Annotated in this window: 20 protein-coding genes; 16 read left to right on the top strand and 4 right to left on the bottom strand. The window is 62.0% G+C overall.

Annotated elements, in window-relative coordinates:
- The first annotated feature begins 339 nt into the window (after positions 1 to 339).
- Positions 340 to 1,461 (top strand): ribosomal protein uL16 3-hydroxylase, encoded by a 1,122-nt coding sequence (locus tag AS136_RS25675; RefSeq protein ID WP_012542999.1) that lies wholly within the window; start codon positions 340 to 342, stop codon positions 1,459 to 1,461.
- Between the two features lie 63 nt (positions 1,462 to 1,524).
- Here the strand turns inward: AS136_RS25675 and AS136_RS25670 are convergent, their stop codons facing one another.
- Positions 1,525 to 2,958 (bottom strand): Cu(+)/Ag(+) sensor histidine kinase, encoded by a 1,434-nt coding sequence (locus AS136_RS25670; RefSeq protein WP_055323360.1) that lies wholly within the window; start codon positions 2,956 to 2,958, stop codon positions 1,525 to 1,527.
- Positions 2,948 to 3,631, bottom strand: coding sequence for a copper response regulator transcription factor CusR (cusR, locus tag AS136_RS25665; protein WP_008807068.1), 684 nt, complete (start codon positions 3,629 to 3,631; stop codon positions 2,948 to 2,950). Before cusR ends, AS136_RS25670 begins: the two co-directional genes overlap by 11 nt.
- A 172-nt stretch (positions 3,632 to 3,803) precedes the next feature.
- On the opposite strand from cusR, the gene AS136_RS25660 reads away from it, so the two are divergent.
- The 5 genes from AS136_RS25660 (at position 3,804) to AS136_RS25640 (ending at position 10,439) form a co-directional block, all read left to right on the top strand.
- Positions 3,804 to 5,189: an efflux transporter outer membrane subunit gene (locus AS136_RS25660; protein ID WP_063267117.1), complete on the top strand. Its 1,386-nt coding sequence runs from the start codon at positions 3,804 to 3,806 to the stop codon at positions 5,187 to 5,189.
- Positions 5,190 to 5,206: 17 nt separating this feature from the next.
- Positions 5,207 to 5,551, top strand: coding sequence for a cation efflux system protein CusF (gene cusF / locus AS136_RS25655; RefSeq protein WP_016160208.1), 345 nt, complete (start codon positions 5,207 to 5,209; stop codon positions 5,549 to 5,551).
- Between the two features lie 44 nt (positions 5,552 to 5,595).
- The gene (locus AS136_RS25650) at positions 5,596 to 6,858 is read left to right on the top strand and encodes an efflux RND transporter periplasmic adaptor subunit (RefSeq protein WP_042948380.1); all 1,263 of its coding nucleotides are present in this window, start codon (positions 5,596 to 5,598) and stop codon (positions 6,856 to 6,858) included.
- Between the two features lie 11 nt (positions 6,859 to 6,869).
- Positions 6,870 to 10,019, top strand: a complete 3,150-nt coding sequence (locus AS136_RS25645; protein WP_063267116.1) for a CusA/CzcA family heavy metal efflux RND transporter — start codon at positions 6,870 to 6,872, stop codon at positions 10,017 to 10,019.
- Between the two features lie 72 nt (positions 10,020 to 10,091).
- The gene (locus AS136_RS25640; protein WP_044613170.1) at positions 10,092 to 10,439 is read left to right on the top strand and encodes a DUF1294 domain-containing protein; all 348 of its coding nucleotides are present in this window, start codon (positions 10,092 to 10,094) and stop codon (positions 10,437 to 10,439) included.
- Positions 10,440 to 10,448: 9 nt separating this feature from the next.
- Here the strand turns inward: AS136_RS25640 and AS136_RS25635 are convergent, their stop codons facing one another.
- Entirely contained in the window at positions 10,449 to 10,982 is a 534-nt protein-coding gene (locus AS136_RS25635; RefSeq protein ID WP_002887259.1) for a lipocalin family protein, read from the bottom strand.
- 116 nt (positions 10,983 to 11,098) lie between these two features.
- Here AS136_RS25635 and AS136_RS25630 point away from each other — a divergent pair, with 116 nt between their 5' ends.
- The 10 genes from AS136_RS25630 to AS136_RS25585 all read left to right on the top strand — a co-directional run bounded on the left by AS136_RS25630 (position 11,099) and on the right by AS136_RS25585 (position 18,909).
- Positions 11,099 to 11,827 (top strand): MerR family transcriptional regulator, encoded by a 729-nt coding sequence (locus AS136_RS25630; RefSeq protein ID WP_008807075.1) that lies wholly within the window; start codon positions 11,099 to 11,101, stop codon positions 11,825 to 11,827.
- 227 nt (positions 11,828 to 12,054) lie between these two features.
- Positions 12,055 to 12,489, top strand: coding sequence for a nuclear transport factor 2 family protein (locus AS136_RS25625; protein WP_008807076.1), 435 nt, complete (start codon positions 12,055 to 12,057; stop codon positions 12,487 to 12,489).
- Positions 12,486 to 13,205 carry an SDR family NAD(P)-dependent oxidoreductase gene (locus AS136_RS25620; protein ID WP_023339514.1) on the top strand — a complete coding sequence of 240 codons (720 nt, stop codon included), beginning with the start codon at positions 12,486 to 12,488 and terminating at the stop codon, positions 13,203 to 13,205. The genes AS136_RS25625 and AS136_RS25620 overlap by 4 nt, the downstream gene beginning before the upstream one ends.
- Positions 13,202 to 14,461 carry an NAD(P)/FAD-dependent oxidoreductase gene (locus tag AS136_RS25615; RefSeq protein WP_032740360.1) on the top strand — a complete coding sequence of 420 codons (1,260 nt, stop codon included), beginning with the start codon at positions 13,202 to 13,204 and terminating at the stop codon, positions 14,459 to 14,461. Before AS136_RS25620 ends, AS136_RS25615 begins: the two co-directional genes overlap by 4 nt.
- Before the next feature lies 1 nt (position 14,462).
- A complete protein-coding gene (locus tag AS136_RS25610) occupies positions 14,463 to 15,185 on the top strand; it encodes a DUF1365 domain-containing protein (RefSeq protein WP_016160202.1) in 723 nt (240 codons plus the stop codon).
- A complete protein-coding gene (locus AS136_RS25605; protein ID WP_004192234.1) occupies positions 15,182 to 16,402 on the top strand; it encodes an SAM-dependent methyltransferase in 1,221 nt (406 codons plus the stop codon). Before AS136_RS25610 ends, AS136_RS25605 begins: the two co-directional genes overlap by 4 nt.
- Positions 16,399 to 16,884 carry a DUF2878 domain-containing protein gene (locus AS136_RS25600; protein ID WP_032756428.1) on the top strand — a complete coding sequence of 162 codons (486 nt, stop codon included), beginning with the start codon at positions 16,399 to 16,401 and terminating at the stop codon, positions 16,882 to 16,884. Before AS136_RS25605 ends, AS136_RS25600 begins: the two co-directional genes overlap by 4 nt.
- Positions 16,881 to 17,405, top strand: a complete 525-nt coding sequence (locus AS136_RS25595) for a hypothetical protein (RefSeq protein ID WP_063267115.1) — start codon at positions 16,881 to 16,883, stop codon at positions 17,403 to 17,405. Before AS136_RS25600 ends, AS136_RS25595 begins: the two co-directional genes overlap by 4 nt.
- Positions 17,402 to 17,953, top strand: a complete 552-nt coding sequence (locus AS136_RS25590; RefSeq protein WP_032731854.1) for a DUF3833 domain-containing protein — start codon at positions 17,402 to 17,404, stop codon at positions 17,951 to 17,953. Before AS136_RS25595 ends, AS136_RS25590 begins: the two co-directional genes overlap by 4 nt.
- Positions 17,950 to 18,909, top strand: coding sequence for a YbgA family protein (locus AS136_RS25585; RefSeq protein ID WP_004178436.1), 960 nt, complete (start codon positions 17,950 to 17,952; stop codon positions 18,907 to 18,909). Before AS136_RS25590 ends, AS136_RS25585 begins: the two co-directional genes overlap by 4 nt.
- A gap of 405 nt (positions 18,910 to 19,314) precedes the next feature.
- On the opposite strand, the gene AS136_RS27740 is transcribed toward AS136_RS25585, so the two are convergent.
- On the bottom strand, positions 19,315 to 19,460 hold a 146-nt coding region (locus AS136_RS27740; protein ID WP_074158392.1), incomplete at its 5' end, for a carbohydrate porin.

The raw sequence follows: 19,460 nt of genomic DNA, 5'->3' as shown, positions 1-19,460 counted from the left end.
GTGTGAAGTGATTCACATCTGCCGTGTCAGTGGGAGCGCATTATAGGGAGTTCGCCGGAAGTAGCAAGCGTTAAAATAGAAAAATCTTATCGACCGCTCATTATTTGAACTTTTCGCTTATTCATCTTCTTACCATTCAAGGCGCCATCCCAGTGTTCATGCGGCCTGCAGCGCCGTTTACGCTAAGATCGTTTTTTGGCAAAAATGTGATTTTTCTCTCTTACCCAACGCCATTATCGCGCCGATGGTGAATTAAGCACCACTCTTGACCCACGACAAAGCGCCCACCTGGCCCCCGTTTCTATAATCAGGCCCGTTTCTTCTTACTGGTAATAATCGATGGCTTATCAACTCAACATTAACTGGCCCGAGTTTTTAGAGAAGTACTGGCAAAAACAGCCGGTGGTATTAAAAAACGCGTTTCCGGACTTCGTCGACCCGATTACCCCGGACGAGCTGGCCGGATTAGCCATGGAGCCGGAAGTCGACAGCCGACTGGTCAGCCTGACCAACGGCAAATGGCAGGCCAGCAATGGTCCTTTTGAACATTTTGACGGGCTGGGCGAAACCGGCTGGTCGCTGCTGGCCCAGGCGGTAAACCACTGGCATATGCCCGCCGCCGAGCTGGTGCGCCCGTTCCGCGTACTGCCGGACTGGCGTCTGGACGACCTGATGATCTCCTTCTCCGTCCCCGGCGGCGGCGTCGGCCCGCATATCGATCAGTATGACGTCTTTATTATTCAGGGCATGGGCAGCCGCCGCTGGCGCGTGGGCGATAAGCTGCCGATGCGTCAGTTCTGCCCGCATCCGGCACTGCTGCACGTCGATCCGTTCCCGCCGATCATTGATGAAGATCTGCAGCCGGGCGATATCCTCTATATTCCACCAGGATTCCCGCACGATGGCGTGACCCACGAAACCGCGCTGAACTACTCCGTCGGCTTCCGCGGGCCAAACGGTCGCGACCTGATCAGCAGCTTCGCCGACTATGTGCTGGAGAACGATCTTGGCGGCGAACACTACAGCGATCCGGACCTCACCTGCCGCGAGCATCCGGGCCGGGTGGAGGAGTATGAACTCGAACGTCTGCGCACCATGATGATCGACATGATTCGCCAGCCGGAAGACTTCAAGCAGTGGTTCGGCAGTTTCGTGACCACCCCGCGTCACGAGCTGGATATTGCGCCGGCGGAACCACCGTATGAAGAAGAGGAAGTGGTCGATGCGCTGCTGGGCGGCGAAAAGCTTTCTCGTCTGAGCGGCCTGCGCGTTCTGCATATCGGCGACAGCTTCTTCGTGCATAGCGAACAGCTGGACACCACCGATGCCGAAGCGCTGGATGCGCTGTGCCGCTATACCTCATTAGGTCAGGAAGAGCTCGGCAGCGGCCTGCAGAATCCGGCGTTCGTGAGCGAACTGACGCGGCTGATTAATCAGGGCTACTGGTACTTCGAAGAGTAAGAGAGCGGCAATACTGCGGGCGGCCGCCTGGCGCTGCCCGCTGACTTTCAGCCGTTATTGCGTCTATTTCGGCAGCACGATAATAAAACGCGTAGAGCGCAGATCGGACTGCACCGCTACGCTGCCGTGGTGGGCGCTGACGATGGATTTCACAATCGCCAGGCCGATACCGCTGCCCTCGCCTTTGCGCTGACGCGACGGGTCAACGCGATAGAAACGGTCAAACAGCCGGGGAAGATGTTCGGCGGCAATCGGCGTGCCGGGATTCTCCACCACCAGACGGATCGTCTCGGCGCTTTCGCTCAACTGGATGGTCACCGCCTGGCCGGCCGGCGTGTAGCGGATCGCATTCGACAGCAGGTTGCTGATCGCCCGCCGCAGCATCAGCGGATCGCCCGTCACCCGGCAGTGGCTACCGACAAAGCGCAGCGCCACCGCCTTCTCTTCCGCCCACGCTTCAAAGAACTCAAACACCTTATGCACTTCATCAGCCAGATCCAGCGCCTGTTGCTCAGGGATCAGCTGGTTATTATCCGCCTGGGCGAGGAACAGCATATCGCTGACCATCCGCGACATCCGCGAGAACTCTTCGAGATTGGAATACAACACCTCTTCCAGCTCCTGCTGGCTGCGGCTCTGGCTTAAGGCGATTTCAGTTTGCGTCACCAGGTTAGTAATCGGCGTGCGGATTTCATGGGCGATATCGGCGGAGAAGTTGGACTGGCGGGTAAAGACGTCCTCTATGCGCTCCAGCATATGGTTAAACGACAGCGCCAGCCGTTCCAGCTCGATAGGCACGGCCTGCGGGTCAAGGCGCACGTCGAGATCCCGCGAGGTAATATTCTGGATCTGGCGACTGATCTGGCGGATGGGCTTATGCCCCTGATAGACCACAAACAGCACGATGGCGATGATCAGCAAACTGATTATCGTCGCCGCGGAAATCAGCTTCGCTTTCAGCTCGTTAATATAGTGCAGGTGAAAATCGATGGATAAGGCCATCAGCAGGTGGTACGCCGGTTTGCCGTCCGCCTGCTTGCCCAGCGGCAGCATGATCAGCCGCCAGGCGCGGGTCTCCATTTGATGATTATCATGAACCATCTTCCGCGGCTGCGGGTCAGTCCATGAAATCACATTCCCGTCGCGCAGCTGCATCGCCAGCCCCGGCGTACTCAGCATATGGCTGAGATCCGGCCCGTCTGGCGACTGAAACAAAATATTGCCCTGGCCGTCGTCCAGACAGATAAAGACGTTGGCGTAACCCGCAATGATATTCCTCACGATCTCCAGTCGCCGCGCCTGCGGGTAGTCGGCGTGGTTGAGCACCGTCTCCAGGGTGGTGCTGAGCTGCCTGAGATCGTGCACGTCGCGCTCTTCAAAGTGGGCCTTCACCGAATGGATCATGATCCAGGTGAAAGCAAAGAAGGCAATGATGGTGGCGAGGCTAATAAAGAAGGTCAGCCGGGTGGCCAGGGAAAAGGGGCGCTTAGCGGCCATCCGGCACCTCAAGCATATAGCCGACGCCGCGCACGGTCTGGATTAGCTTCGGCTCGAAGTCGTTATCAATTTTGGCGCGCAGCCGCTTCACCGCCACGTCAATGGCGTTAGTGTCGCTGTCGAAATTCATATCCCAGACCTGCGAGGCAATCAGCGAACGCGGCAGCACCTCGCCCTGATGGCGCAGGAAGAACTCCAGCAGAGTGAATTCCTTACTGGTCAGGGTGATACGCGTCGCGCCGCGCGTCACCTTGCGGCTGACCAAATCGACGCTGAGATCCGCCGCCTGAAACTGGCTTTCGACGATGACCGCCGCTCCACGGCGCAGCAGGGTCCGCACTCGCGCCAGCAGCTCCGCAAAAGCAAATGGCTTCACCAGATAGTCGTCGGCGCCCAGCTCCAGCCCCTTCACCCGATGCTCAATAGTGCCAAGCGCGGTGAGCAGCAGGATCGGCATGCCTTTATTGGCGGCGCGCAGCATGCGGACGATATCCCAGCCGTTCACATCCGGCAGCATGATGTCGAGGATCAGCAGATCGTAATCGCTGGTCATTGCCAGGTGATAGCCGTTAAGGCCGTTATCGGCCAGGTCGACGACGAAGCCGGCCTCGGTGAGCCCTTTGGTCAGGTACTCTCCGGTTTTCTTCTCATCTTCGACAATCAAAATCTTCACGGCAGGCTCCTTCACGCGCGCTCTGTGCGGGTATTCAATTTTAGAGGAGCCCCTCTGGATAGCAATGAAATATCAGGAAAATGACAGCTTTGTCATTTTCCTGTCACGCGTTGAACAGAGCCCGCTGCGTAAAGTAGCTGCCATGGATAAATCGTCGAAACCGTCTGCCGCCATGCGCCCAATAAAGCTTCTTACTCTCAGCGTGATATTCGCCTTAACCGGCTGTCTGTCGCTCGCTCCGGACTACCAGCGTCCCGCCGCGCCGGTGCCGCAGCAATTCTCTCTCAGCCAGAACAAGCTGGTTACCGCGACGGCGGGTTACCAGGAGACCGGTTGGCGCACCTTTTTCGTCGACCCGCAGGTGAAAAGCCTTATTAGCACCGCGCTGGCCAACAACCGCGACCTGCGGATGGCGACGCTGAAAGTGCAGGAAGCTCGCGCCCAGTACCGGGTTACCGACGCCGACCGCTCCCCGCAATTGAACGGTGACGGCAGCACCACCTATGGCGGCAAGCTTAAAGGCGACACCACCACCAGCAGCGATTATGCCGCCGGTCTGAATCTCAGCTATGACCTCGACTTCTTTGGCCGGTTGAAAAATCTCAGCGAGGCCGACCGGCAGAACTTCTTCGCCAGCGAAGAGGCGCGGCGTGCGGTGCATATCCTGTTGATTTCTAACGTTTCACAAAGCTACTTCAACCAGCGGCTGGCGGCAGCGCAGTTGCAGGTGGCCAACGACACCTTACAGAACTATCAGCAGTCTTACGCCTTCGTTGAAAAACAGCTGCTGACCGGGAGCACCACCGTGCTGGCGCTGGAGCAGGCGCGCGGGATGATCGAGAGCACCCGCGCCGATATCGCCGAACGTCAGGGCCAGCTGGCGCAGGCCAATAACGCCCTGCAACTGCTGCTCGGCAGCTACCAGCATCTGCCGGACGATAGCGCCAGCAGCGCGGTGGACCTGAAAGGCGTAACCCTGCCGCCGTCGCTCTCCTCAGAGATCCTGTTGCAGCGGCCGGATATTTTAGAGGCCGAACACAGCCTGCGGGCGGCCAACGCCAACATCGGCGCCGCGCGGGCGGCCTTCTTCCCGGCGATCACCCTGACCAGCTCGCTCTCCGGCAGCAGCAGCGAGCTCTCCAGCCTGTTTAACGCCGGCAGCGCGATGTGGAACTTCATCCCCAAAATTGAACTGCCGATTTTCAACGCCGGGCGCAATCAGGCCAACCTCGATCTGGCGGAAATCCGCCAGCAGCAGCAGGTGGTCAACTATGAGCAAAAAATACAGTCCGCCTTTAAAGAGGTGGCCGACGCGCTGGCCCTGCGCCAGAGCCTGGCCGATCAGATTGCCGCCCAGCAGCGCTATCTCGCTTCACTAAATATCACCCTGCAGCGCGCTACTGCGCTCTATCGTCACGGCGCGGTCAGCTACATCGAAGTCCTGAGCGCCCAGCGCGACATTTTTACCACCCGACAAACCCTGCTGGAACTCAACTATTCCCGTCAGGCAAATGAAATCACCCTTTTCACCGCCCTCGGCGGCGGCTGGATGGAATAACCCAAGGAGTCCCGATCATGAATTCACTCTCTAAAGTCGCCCTGTTCACTCTGATTTCTGGCGCGGTGTTCGCCGTCCAGGCCGCCGACCCGCATGCCGGCATGGCGATGCACGAACAACCCGCCGTCACGCAGACGCAAAGCATCAGCGGCAAAGGGGTCATTAAAGCTATTGATATGGATAGCAAAAAAATCACCATCGCCCACGAAGCCATCCCGGCGGTGAACTGGCCGCCGATGACCATGCGCTTCACCATCACCCCGCAGACGCAGCTCAACAATGTGAAGAATGGCGACAGCGTGGACTTCACCTTCGTTCAGCAGGGCAACCTGTCGCTGCTGCAGGATATTCGCGCCCACTAATGGCCCGGCGACGGTAAGCCCCTCAACGACTAAATGGACGACACATGGCATCCCTGACACTGAAAAATACGGCGCTGATCCTTGGCAGCATGGTGATTGGCGGCGCGCTTACTGCGGCGCTGTACGCCCGGCTTTCCCCGCCCCACGCTGCCGCTCCGGCGGCCGAGCAGCAGCGTAAAGTGCTGTTCTGGTACGATCCGATGTACCCGAACACCCGCTTCGATAAACCGGGTAAATCGCCGTTTATGGATATGGATCTGGTGCCGAAATACGCCGATGAGGGAAGTACCGCCGCCGGTGCGCCGGGGGTGCGTATCGACCCGACGCAGACCCAGAATCTCGGCGTAAAAACCGCCGCGGTCACCCGCGGGCCGCTGCGCTACGCTCAGACCTTCCCGGCCAACATTAGCTATAACGAGTACCAGTATGTGATTATGCAGGCGCGGGCGGCGGGCTTTATCAATAAAGTCTATCCGCTGACCGTCGGCGACAAGGTGAAACAAGGCACGCCGCTCCTCGAGCTGACCATCCCTGACTGGGTGGAAGCGCAGAGCGAATATCTGTTATTGCAGGAAACTGGGGGCACCGCCACCCAGGTTGAGGGGATCCTCGAACGCCTGCGCCTTGCCGGAATGCCGGATGACGATATCCGCCGCCTGAAAGCCACGCGTAAAATCCAGACCCGCTTTACCCTCAAAGCACCGATCGATGGCGTGATTACCGCTTTCGATCTGCGCGCCGGAATGAACATCGCCAAAGATAATGTGGTGGCGAAAATTCAGGGCATGGACCCGGTGTGGGTCAGCGTGGCGGTGCCGGAATCCATCGCCTGGCTAATTAAAGACGCCTCGCAGTTCAGAATTCAGGTTCCCGCCTGGCCGGGGAAAACCTTCAGCATCAGCAAATGGACCCTTCTCCCCAGCGTCGATAGCGCCACCCGCACCCTGCAGCTGCGCCTGCAGGTCAACAACCCGGATGAAGCGCTGAAGCCGGGGATGAACGCCTATCTGCAACTGACCAGTGAAAGCGAACCGATGCTGCTGATCCCGTCAAAAGCGCTGATCGACAGCGGCAGCGAGCAGCGAGTGATTACCGTGGATAACGAGGGGCGCTTCGTGCCGAAACTCGTGCAGGTATTCCATGAATCCGCTGGCGTCACGGCCATTCGCAGCGGGCTGCAGGAGGGTGAGAAAGTCGTCGCCAGCGGCCTGTTCCTGATCGACTCGGAAGCCAATATCTCCGGCGCGCTGGAGCGCATGCGTGCGCAGGCTCCCGGTACCGCGGCCCCTGCCGCCCACGCGCACTGAGGAACGGAACCATGATTGAATGGATTATCCGCCGCTCGGTGGCCAACCGTTTCCTGGTGATGATGGCGGCGCTGTTTCTCAGCATCTGGGGGACCTGGACCATCGTCCATACCCCGGTGGACGCTCTGCCGGACCTCTCCGACGTACAGGTGATCGTCAAAACCAGCTATCCGGGGCAGGCGCCGCAGATCGTCGAAAACCAGGTCACCTGGCCGCTGACCACCACCATGCTGTCGGTACCCGGCGCCAAAACGGTTCGCGGCTTCTCGCAGTTCGGCGACTCCTACGTATATGTGATATTTGAAGACGGCACCGATCCCTACTGGGCGCGCTCGCGGGTGCTGGAGTATCTCAACCAGGTGCAGGGCAAACTTCCCGCCGGGGTCAGCGCCGAAATGGGCCCGGACGCCACCGGCGTCGGCTGGGTCTTCGAGTACGCGCTGGTCGACCGCAGCGGCAAGCACGACCTCGCCGAACTGCGCTCCCTGCAGGACTGGTTCTTAAAATATGAGCTGAAAACCATCCCTAACGTCTCGGAAGTGGCGTCGGTGGGCGGCGTGGTCAAGGAGTACCAGATTGTTGTCGACCCGATGAAGCTGACCCAGTACGGCATCAGCCTCGGCGAGGTGAAATCGGCGCTGGACGTCTCTAACCAGGAGGCGGGCGGCTCTTCCGTCGAACTGGCGGAAGCCGAATATATGGTGCGCGCCAGCGGCTACCTGCAGACGCTCGACGACTTCAAAAATATCGTGCTGAAAACCGGCGATAACGGCGTGCCGGTCTATCTCGGCGACGTCGCGCGGGTGCAGATTGGCCCGGAGATGCGCCGCGGTATCGCCGAGCTTAATGGCGAGGGCGAAGTCGCCGGCGGCGTGGTGATCCTGCGCTCCGGCAAGAACGCCCGCGAGGTGATCTCGGCGGTCAAAGCGAAGCTGGCGTCGCTGCAAAGCAGCCTGCCGGAAGGGGTTGAAGTGGTCACCACCTACGACCGCAGCCAGCTTATCGACCGCGCCATCGACAACCTCAGCCATAAGCTGCTGGAAGAGTTTATCGTCGTCGCGCTGGTCTGTGCCCTGTTCCTGTGGCACGTACGCTCGGCGCTGGTGGCGATTATTTCGCTGCCGCTCGGCCTGTGCTTCGCCTTTATCATGATGCATTTCCAGGGGCTTAACGCCAACATCATGTCGCTGGGCGGGATCGCCATTGCGGTGGGGGCGATGGTCGATGCCGCCATCGTGATGATCGAGAACGCCCATAAGCGGCTGGAGGAGTGGGAACATCAGCACCCGGGAGAGAAGCTCAGCAACGACATCCGCTGGAAAATCATTACCGATGCGTCGGTGGAGGTCGGCCCGGCGCTGTTTATCAGCCTGCTGATCATTACTCTGTCGTTTATCCCGATTTTCACTCTCGAAGGCCAGGAGGGCAAACTGTTCGGCCCGCTGGCCTTCACCAAAACCTGGTCGATGGCCGGGGCGGCGCTGCTGGCGATCGTGGTGATCCCGATCCTGATGGGCTTCTGGATCCGCGGCAGGATCCCGGCGGAGAGCAGCAACCCGTTGAACCGCTTTTTGATCCGCATTTATCACCCGCTGCTGCTGAAGGTGCTGCACTGGCCGAAGACCACCCTGCTGATTGCGCTCCTGTCGATCCTGACAGTTGTCTGGCCGCTTAACCGGGTCGGCGGCGAGTTTCTGCCGCAGATCAACGAGGGCGATCTGCTGTATATGCCGTCAACGCTGCCGGGGATCTCCGCTGCGCAGGCGGCGGATATGCTGCAGAAAACCGATAAGCTGATCATGACGGTGCCGGAAGTGGCCCGGGTGTTCGGCAAAACCGGCAAAGCCGAAACCGCTACCGACTCGGCGCCGCTGGAGATGGTAGAGACCACCATTCAGCTTAAGCCACAGGATCAGTGGCGACCGGGGATGACCATGGAGAAGATCGTCGAGGAGCTGGACAAGACCGTGCGCCTGCCGGGGCTGGCGAACCTGTGGGTGCCGCCGATCCGCAACCGCATCGACATGCTCTCCACCGGCATCAAGAGCCCGATTGGCATTAAAGTTTCCGGCACTAATCTGGCCGATATCGACGCCATCGCCGAACAAATTGAAGGGGTGGCGCGCAGCGTGCCGGGAGTCACGTCGGCATTAGCCGAGCGGCTGGTCGGTGGGCGCTACCTCAACATTGATATTCAGCGCGAGAAGGCGGCCCGCTACGGGATGACCGTCGGCGACGTGCAGCTGTTCGTCTCGTCCGCCATCGGCGGCGCGATGGTTGGCGAAACGGTAGAGGGCGTCGAGCGCTATCCGATCAACATCCGCTACCCGCAGAGCTATCGCGACAGCCCGGAGACCCTGCGCCAGCTGCCGATCCTCACGCCGCTGAAGCAACAGATCGTCCTCGGCGACGTGGCTGAGGTGAAGGTGGTCACCGGACCATCGATGCTGAAAACCGAGAACGCCCGCCCGACCAGTTGGATCTACATCGACGCCCGCGACCGCGACATGGTGTCGGTAGTGCACGATCTGCAGCAGGGCATCGGCAAGGAGGTGAAGCTGAAGCCGGGCATCAGTGTGTCCTACTCCGGGCAGTTTGAGCTGCTGGAGCGCGCCAATCAGAAGCTGAAGCTGATGGTGCCGATGACGCTGATGATTATCTTCGTGCTGCTATACCTGGCGTTCCGCCGCGTCGGCGAGGCGCTGCTGATTATCACCAGCGTGCCGTTCGCCCTCGTCGGCGGGATCTGGTTTCTCTACTGGATGGGGTTCCATTTGTCGGTAGCCACCGGGACCGGCTTTATCGCCCTGGCCGGGGTGGCGGCGGAGTTTGGCGTGGTGATGCTGATGTACCTGCGCCACGCCATCGAGGCGGAACCGTCGCTGAAGAATCCGCAGACTTTCAACGTCGATAAGCTCGACGAGGCGCTGTACCAGGGGGCGGTGCTGCGCGTGCGGCCGAAGGCGATGACCGTGGCGGTGATTATCGCCGGCCTGTTGCCGATTTTATGGGGCACCGGCGCCGGGTCGGAAGTGATGAGTCGCATCGCCGCGCCGATGATTGGCGGGATGATCACCGCCCCGCTGCTGTCGCTATTTATCATTCCGGCGGCATATAAGCTGATGTGGCTGTCCCGGCATCGGGGCAAGCGTAGCGAATAACCCGCCGCGTTTACGCCGGTACGGGAAATTGGCTATAGTGGCGCCATTCTTCTGGCCGGCGTGAACGTCCCTATGAATCTGAACCTGGTGTGTTATTCCCTGCTGCTGCTCACCGCCGTGGGCAGCGCCCTGCTGCCCTACCCGCTGGCGATGTGGTTTTTACTGAGCAGCCTTCTGACATGGCTTATCTATGGCGCCGACAAGCTGGCGGCGCGCAAAGCCTGGCGACGGGTGCCGGAAACCACGCTGCTGGTGCTGGGCCTGGCGGGAGGCTGGCCGGGGGCCATCCTCGGCCAGCAGTGCTTTCGCCATAAAACCCAAAAGCAGCCCTTCCGGCGGTGGTTTTTCGTCAGCGTGGCGCTGAACGTGGCGGCGCTGGCCGGGCTGTACGTGTTTTATACCCACCTGCTCAGCCGCTAAGGGGCGAGGCTAGCGCGGCGTCTGGCGGATCCACACCAGGCGATCGACGTCAAAGCCCAGCTCGCGCGCGGTATTCAGGTAATCCTGCTTCACCGCCGCCGGAATGGTGGGGGTGCGCGACAGGATCCACAGATAGTCGCGGTTGGGGCCGCTGACCAGCGCGTACTGGTAGTCGTCGTCCAGGCGGATCACGTTATAGCCGCCGTAGAATGGCCCGAAGAACGACACCTTCAGCGCCGCGGTGGTGGGGGCGCCGGTGAAGTAGGCTTTTCCGTCGCTCTCATTCCAGCGTTTTTTGACCGGGTCATAACCGCGATTGACGACGCTGATCCCCCCGTCGCTGCGGGCGCCGTAGGTGGCGGTCACCTGCTCCAGGCCTCGCTCGAAGCGATTCTCCAGGCGGGCGACTTCATACCATTTTCCAAGGTAACGGCTGGCGTCAAACCCGCTAATCGGCTGAACGCCCTTCGGCGGGGTGGGCGATTTGCAGGCCACCAGGGTCAACGCGATAGCAACGCCAGTGACAACAGGCCATAGCTTCATGAGAACTCCTTTCATTTACGCGGTAGGGGAAAGTGTAGTGCAAAGCCACTACACTTCACGCCAGCCGACGTGATTCGTAGTATATTGAGAATATTCTTTGTTAACAGGTGGCCTCCATGCCTTACTCCATCGGCGAATTTGCCCGACTATGCGGGATAAATGCGACCACGCTTCGCGCCTGGCAGCGCCGCTATGGCCTGCTCAAGCCGCTGCGCACCGATGGTGGTCACCGTCAGTACAGCGATGACGACGTCCAGCAGGCGCTGAAGATCCTCGACTGGGTGAAAAAAGGGGTACCAGTCAGCCAGGTGAAGCCCCTGTTGTCGCGCCCCGGCGCACGGCGCACCAACAACTGGCTGACGTTGCAGGAGACCATGCTGCAGAGGCTGAAAGAGGGAAAAATCGAGTCCCTGCGCCAGCTGATCTACGACGCCGGGCGCGAATATCCGCGCCAGGAGCTGGTCACCGAGGTGCTGCGTCCGCTGCGCAGCCAGGTCTCCGCCAACGTGCCGGCCATCATGACGCTGCGCGAAATTCTCGACGGCATCATCATCGCCTATACCTCGTTTTGCCTCGAAGGCGACAAGAAGGCGCCCGGGGACAACTTTCTGATCACCGGCTGGCACTTGACCGACGCCTGCGAAATCTGGCTTGAGGCGCTCAAACGTACCGGCCAGGGCCATCGCATCGACGTTCTGCCGGTGCCTCCCGCCGCCCTGGCGCCGGAGATTTTCCCCCAGCGCAACTGGCTGCTGGTTACCAGCGGCAAACTTTCCGCCGCCCGCCAGAGGCAGGTGGAACTCTGGCAGCAGCAGGTCGTCTCCCTCGAGGTGATTCCGCTCTAACCCTCTGTTTTAACTTACCCCACTCTCTGTTCCGCCAGCGCCCGGTGGCGCGGCGGGCGCACGCTTGCCCTTCGCACCACTCACGATCCCCCCTTAAAACACCAATCATAACAACATGATTTTTAACACAAATAAAATATATTTTTCTACAAACTTGGACAAATAATTTTATTTGTGTAAGTTTTAAGTATGCCATTACGCTACCGTATCTAGCCAGGATGTGATCCATGAGCACCTCGCCGTCTGTGATTCGTCGTTTCGTTGAGTACTACGCCGGGCTGGATGCGCAGCCGCCCGCGGCGCTGGCCGCGCTGTACCATCCGGATGCGACGCTGAGCGATCCTTTTGGTCAGCATCAGGGGCTGTTCGCCATTCAGCGCTACTTTACCCATCTGCTGGCCAACGTGGAGCAGTGCCGGTTCACCATCGACACGCCGCTCTGCGACGGCCAACGGTTCGCCGTGACCTGGACCATGCACTGGTCGCATCCGCGCATTGCCGGTGGAGAAACCCTGGCCCTGCCGGGTTGCTCGGTGGTGGACATCGCCGGGGAGCAGATCCTCCATCAGCGCGACTACTACGACGCCGGGGAGATGATCTACGAGCATCTTCCCCTGCTGGGCTGGGCGGTACGCGGCGTGAAGCGGAGGGTGCGCTCATGATGACGGTGCTCATCACCGGCGCCAGCTCCGGGATCGGCGCCGGTCTGGCGAAATCCTTCGCGGCGGATGGCCATCTGGTTATCGCCTGCGGGCGCGATGCTTCGCGCCTGGCAACGCTCCAGCAGTTCAGCCCCAACATCAGTGTGCGCCTGTTCGATATGACAGACAGGGACGCCTGTCGCCAGGCGCTGACGGGCTGTTTTGCCGACCTGATCATTCTCTGCGCCGGGACCTGCGAATACCTCGACCACGGGCAGGTGGATGCCGCCCTCGTGGAGCGAGTGATGGCCACCAACTTTCTCGGGCCGGTGAACTGCCTGGCGGCGCTGCAGACGCAGCTGGAGGCAGGCGATCGGGTGGTGCTGGTCAGCTCGATGGCGCACTGGCTACCCTTCCCGCGCGCGGAAGCCTATGGCGCCTCCAAGGCGGCGCTGACCTGGTTTGCCAACAGCCTGCGTCTGGACTGGGAGCCGAAAGGGGTGGCCGTCACGGTGGTCTCTCCGGGCTTCGTCGACACCCCGCTGACGCGCAAAAACGACTTCGCCATGCCCGGCCGGGTGAGCGTGGATCGGGCGGTGGCGGCGATCCGCCACGGCCTGGCGAAAGGCAAAAACCACATCGCCTTCCCCACCGGTTTCAGCCTGGCCCTGCGGCTGCTGGCCAGCCTGCCATCGGGTATCCAGCGCCTGCTGTTGCGCAGGATGGTGCGCTCATGAACATCGCCATCATCGGTAGCGGCATCGCCGGGCTGACCTGCGCCTGGCGGCTGGCCGGACACCATCAGGTGACGCTGTTCGAAGCGGGCGCCACGCCGGGCGGCCACACCGCCACCGTGGATGTCGCCACGCCGCAGGGCACCTGGGCCATCGATACCGGATTTATCGTCTACAACGATCGCACCTATCCGCGCTTTATGGGCCTGCTCAGCGAGCTGGGGATCGACGGGCAAAAAACGCAGATGAGCTTCTCGGTTCACAACCCGACCAGCGGCCTGGAGTACAACGGTCACAGCCTGACCTCGCTTTTCGCCCAGCGGCGCAATCTGCTGAAGCCGGCCTTCTGGGGGCTGCTGAGCGAGATCGTCCGCTTTAACCGGCTGGCGAAACTGGCGCTGACCGAGGCGCTGGATCCGGGGGCGACGCTGGAGAGCTTCCTCGCCCGCCACCGCTTCAGCCCCTTCTTCGCCCGCCACTATATTCTGCCGATGGGGGCGGCCATCTGGTCGTCGTCGCTGCAGGAGATGCGTCGCTTCCCGCTGCCGCTGTTTTTACGCTTCTTTGAACACCACGGCCTGCTGGATATTCGCGATCGCCCGCAGTGGTACGTGGTGCCCGGCGGTTCCCGGGAGTACGTTCGCGCCCTGCTCGCCAGGCTCGGCGATCGTCTGAATCTGCGGCTCAACGCGCCGATACAGCAGGTGGACCGTCACCCGACGGGGGTCACCCTGCGGCTGGCGTCCGGGGAGGCGCATTTTGACCAGGTGATCTTCGCCTGCCACTCCGCGCAGGCCCTGGCGATGCTGGCGGCGCCCACCGATTCCGAACGCGAAGTCCTCGGGGATATCGGCTGGCAGCGCAACGAGGTGGTGCTGCACAGCGATCCGCGCTGGCTGCCGGAGCGCCAGCGTGCCTGGGCCAGCTGGAACTATCGCCTTAGCGACGGGGATCGGGCCCGGGCCTGCGTCACCTACAACATGAATATTCTCCAGGGGCTGCCCGCAGACGCGCCGCTATTCTGCGTCACCCTGAACCCGGACGCGCCGGTGGATGACCGCTACGTCTGGCAGCGCTTCGTCTATGAGCATCCGCTGTTTAACCCGCAAAGCTGGTCGGCCCAGCTGCGGCGCGAAGAGATTAACGGCCAGCAGCGGAGCTGGTACTGCGGGGCCTACTGGTACAACGGCTTTCATGAGGACGGGGTGCGCAGCGCGCTCGACGTGGTGCAGGGCATCGCCGCGGCGGAGGGCAACTGAGATGAACAGCTGCCTCTATCAGGGCGTCCTGCGCCACCGTCGCCTGCAGCCGAAGGCGCACCACTTCGTCTACCGCCTGTTTATGGCCTGGCTCGACCTCGACGAACTGGACAGGCTGCCTGAGGCGGGCATCCGCCGCAACCGCCTGGCCGCCGCTGCCTGGTACGACGCCGATTATCCGCTGGGCGCGCCGCTGAAGGCCCAGGTGCTGAACCGGCTGGAGAGCCTGACCGGCTGCCGCCCGGCGGGACGCGTGATGCTCCTGACCCAGCTGCGCTACTTCGGCTTCCATTTTAATCCGGTCAACTTTTACTACTGCTATGACGAGGCCGACACCCTGCGCTGGGTGCTGGCCGAAGTGCGCAACACGCCGTGGAATGAGCGTCATTACTACGCGGTGGACGGCCAGCAGGCGCGCCCGCTGGAGAAAGCCTTTCACGTTTCGCCGTTTAACCCGATGGACATGGTCTATCACTGGCGCTTCAACGCGCCCGGCAAAACGCTGCACATGCATATTGAAAACCATCAGGCCAGCAAGGTGTTCGACGCCACGCTGGCCCTGAGCCGCGTGCCATTGACCCGCGCCAACCTGCGCGGGCTGCTGCTGCGTCTGCCGCTGATGACCCTGAAAACCGTCCTCGCCATCTACTGGCAGGCGCTGCGGCTGTGGCTGAAGCGCGTGCCGCTGTACAACCATCCTGTTAGCAGGAGTGAACGCTCATGACCGATCCTGTCTTTGCGCTTGAACCCGATGTGCCGCGCAACGTGCGGCTCGCGCGCTGGCTGCTCTTTCGTCTGTTGAGCGGCCTCCGCGAAGGCTCGCTCACCGTGCGCGAAGGGGCGCAGACGTTTCATTTTGGCGACCCCGCCGCCGCACTGCGCGCCGAGGCGCGGGTCTGCACGCCGGAGGTGTACTGGCGTCTGCTGACCGGCGGCAGCCTGGCGGCGGCCGAGGCCTGGATGGACGGCGACTGGGAGAGCCACCAGCTGACGGCGCTGCTGCAGATCCTCGCGCGCAACGGCGAGGTGCTGGGGCGTCTGGAGCGCGGCTTTCGTCTGCTGGGCAAGCCCGTCGCCCGCCTGCGCCACTGGACCCGCCGCAACACCCGCGCCCAGGCGCGGGAGAACATCGCCGCCCATTATGACCTCGGCAACGAATTTTATGCCCACTTTCTGGATGACGACCTGCTCTACTCCAGCGCGTTGTTTACCGATGACCAGCAGGATCTGACCCAGGCCCAGCGGGCTAAGATGGCGCGCCTGTGCGATCAGTTGGCGCTCACTCCCGGCGATCATCTGCTGGAGATTGGCACCGGCTGGGGGGCGCTGGCCGAGTACGCCGCCCGCCATTACGGCTGCCGGGTCACCACCACCACCCTTTCCCGGGAGCAGCACCGCTGGGCTACCGAGCGCATGGCCCGCGCCGGGCTGCAGGATCGCGTCGAGGTGCTGCTCTGCGACTACCGCGATCTGCGCGGCGAGTACGACAAACTGGTGTCGGTGGAGATGATTGAGGCGGTGGGCCAGCGCTACCTCCCGGCCTTCTTCCGCACCTGCCAGGCGCGCCTGCGCCCGGGCGGCAGAATGGCCCTACAGGCGATCACCATCCAGGATCAGCGTTACCGCGACTACAGCAAAAGCGTCGATTTTATCCAGCGCTACATCTTCCCCGGCGGCTTTTTGCCCAGCATCACCGCAATGAGCGAGCTGATGACCCGCCATACCGATTTTGTGGTGCGCAACCTGTTCGACATGGGCCCGGATTACGCCCGCACCCTGGCGCACTGGCGGCAGCGTTTTACCCACGCCTGGCAGGATATTGAAAAGCTCGGCTTTGATGAGCGCTTCCGCCGGATGTGGCTCTACTACTTCGGCTACTGCGAAGCCGGATTTAACGCCCGCACCATCAGCGTGGTGCAGCTCACCGCGGAGCGGGTATGACACGCCCGGCGCAGCACCTGCTGATGGCCCTTGCGTTCGATGTTTACTGGACGCTGGTGGTGATGTTACGCGAGCGCGGTCTGCTGATCTGGCTGACGCTGGCCATTTTCGCCTGGCTGCGGTTGCCGGCGGCCAGTCGTCCACCCGCCCTGCTGTTGGCCGCGGCGGGCTGCGGCCTGGACGCCTGCTGGGCGCTGGCGGGACTGATCGATTTTCGCGGCGACAGCCTGCTGCCCCTGTGGATGGTGGCCCTGTGGCTGATGTTCGCCGTCGTCTGGACCCGACTGACCCGCACCACGACGCTTCCCGGCTGGGTGCTGGCCACGGTGGCGACCCTCGGCGGCCCGGTGGCCTACCTGATCGGCGCTCGCCTTGGAGCCATGACCCTGCTGGTGCCGATGGCGCTTGCCGTGGCCGCCATGGCCTGCGGCTGGCTGGTGCTCATGCTGTTATTCCATCTGGGGATGGGGAGGCGAAAATGAGATTCGCGCTGTTACTGCTGTGGCTGACCACCCTTGCCCCGGCGGCCCACGCCGCCGACTGGCTGACGTGGCGTCGCGTCGGCGAGGCGACCCTCACCTGGGGGCCATTCACCGTCTATCACTCGCAGCTGCGCACGCCCAATGGCCGGTATGACGGCCCGCAACAGGATCGGGCGCTGATCATCACCTACCGGCGCGACATCGATCGCGACGCGCTGGTGGACGCCACCCGCGACCAGTGGCAGGCGCAGGGCATTCTGCAGCAGGAGCCGCGCAGCGAAACCTGGCTGCGCATGCTGCAGGGGATCTGGCCGGACGTCGCGCCGGGCAGCCAGCTGGCGTTCGTGGTCAGCGGCGGCGAGGGGCAGTTCTGGTACCGCGCCAGCGCCGCGCAGACCGCCTTTACCCCGCTCGGCCCGCGCCAGTCGGCGGCGTTCAGCACCCGCTTTCTCGCCATCTGGCTCGATCCGCGCACCACTTATCCCGAACTGCGTCAGCAGTTGATCGGAGGTACACCATGAAACGCATTCTGACCCTTGGCCTGGCGCTGCTGATGCTGATCCTCGCCGGCTGCAGCACCGAGGTCACGGAGTACCGGCAGCAGCAGCCCGCCCTCGACATCTTTCACTATTTTCAGGGGCGAACCGAGGCGTGGGGGATGGTGCAGGATCGTAGCGGCAAGCAGCTGCGCCGCTTCCATGTAGAGATCGATGGCGACGTCGTCGGCGACACCCTGACACTCCATGAGCGCTTTATCTATGACGATGGCGAGAAGCAACAGCGGGTGTGGCGCATTCGCCGCACCGGCGATAACCGTTATCAGGGCACCGCCGGGGATATCGAAGGGGTGGCCAGCGGCCAGGCGGCAGGCAATGCCTTTCACTGGCGCTACAGCATGAACGTCGAGGCCAGCGGCAGCCGGTGGCTGCTGCACTTTGACGACTGGATGTTCCTGCAGGACGGCAGCCATTTATTTAACAAAACCGAGATGAAGAAATTCGGCATTACGGTCGCCACCGTGACCCTTTTCTTTACCCGAACCACAGCAGAAGAGAGGACAGCGCCATGAACACGCAACCTGTCATTGGGATCAGCGGATGTTTAACCGGCTCAGCCGTGCGATTCGACGGCGGGCATAAGCGTATGGGCTTTGTGATGGATGAGCTCGCGCAGTGGGTGGCGTTTAAACCCGTCTGCCCGGAGATGGCGATCGGCCTGCCCGTTCCCCGCCCGGCGCTCCGCCTGGTGCAGACTCCAGTCGGGGAGATCCGCATGCGCTTCAGCCACGCCCCGCACGAGGATGTGACGGAGAAGATGGCTGATTTCGCCAGCGCCCACCTCGCAACCCTGGGCGAGCTGTCGGGCTTTATCGTCTGCGCCAAATCGCCGAGCTGCGGGATGGAGCGCGTGCGGCTGTATGACGAAAAAGGCAATCGCGGGCGTAAGGAAGGCGTGGGGTTGTTTACCGGCGCCCTGATGGCGCGCTACCCGTGGCTGCCGGTGGAAGAGGATGGCCGGCTGCACGATCCGCTGCTGCGGGAGAATTTTGTCGAGCGCGTTTTCGCCCTGCATGAACTCAACGCCCTGCGCGCCCGCGGCCTGACCCGTCACGGCCTGCTGGCCTTTCACAGCCGCTACAAGCTGCAGCTGCTGGCTCACCACCAGGCGGGCTACCGGGAGATCGGTCCGTTCGTCGCCTCGCTGCATGAATGGGAGGATCTGGAGGCGTTCTTCGAGGTCTATCGCGAAAAGCTGATGGCGATCCTCAAGCAGCCCGCCTCGCGGAAAAACCACACCAACGTGCTGATGCATATTCAGGGTTATTTCCGCGACCAGCTCAACAGCCGCCAGCGCGGCGAGCTGCGGGAGGTGATCCTCAACTATCGCGCCGGGCTGCTGCCGATCCTCGCCCCGCTGACGCTGCTTAAGCACTATCTGGCCGAGTATCCGGATCGCTACCTGCAGGCGCAGAACTATTTTGACCCCTACCCGCAGGATCTGGCCCTGCGCCTGACGGTGAACTGAGGGGGACCAGGGCCAGCTGCCCGGCGGCGCTGCGCTTGCCGGACCTACGGGGGAAGGAGGTTTTCTGTAGGCCGGATAAGGCATTTATGCCGCCATCCGGCACTACCGCAGGCACGGCGCCTGACCGCCCGGCGGCGCTGCGCTTGCCGGGCCTACGTTGTGTGAGCCTGCGGGAAGGAACGTAGGCCGGATAAGGCATTGATGCCGCCATCCGGCACTACCGCGGGTACGGTGCCTGACCGCCCGGCGGCGCAGCGCTTGCCGGGCCTACGTTGTGTGAGCCTGCGGGAAGGAACGTAGGCCGGATAAGGCGTCAGCCGCCATCCGGCATAAATGGAGCGCACCAGTCGTAGCCCGGCTAAGCGTAGCGCCAGCCGGGAACGCGCCTTCGACAACGTTATCGCATCAGAACCACGCCTCAAACATCCCGCCGACGTTCAGCGAATCCAGCTGCTGGTCTTTGGTGTTGTTAACCTTCGCGGTGTGCTCGTTGTCCACCTGGCCGCCGGTCACATAGAAGCGCAGCATCGGACGGAACTCCGGCCCCATGC

The sequence above is a fragment of the Klebsiella sp. D5A genome (genome assembly GCF_001620885.1).
Classification (GTDB): domain Bacteria; phylum Pseudomonadota; class Gammaproteobacteria; order Enterobacterales; family Enterobacteriaceae; genus Klebsiella; species Klebsiella variicola.
The sequence above is the reverse complement of the archived record's forward strand: the minus strand, read 5'-3'. Positions and strand labels throughout refer to the sequence as shown.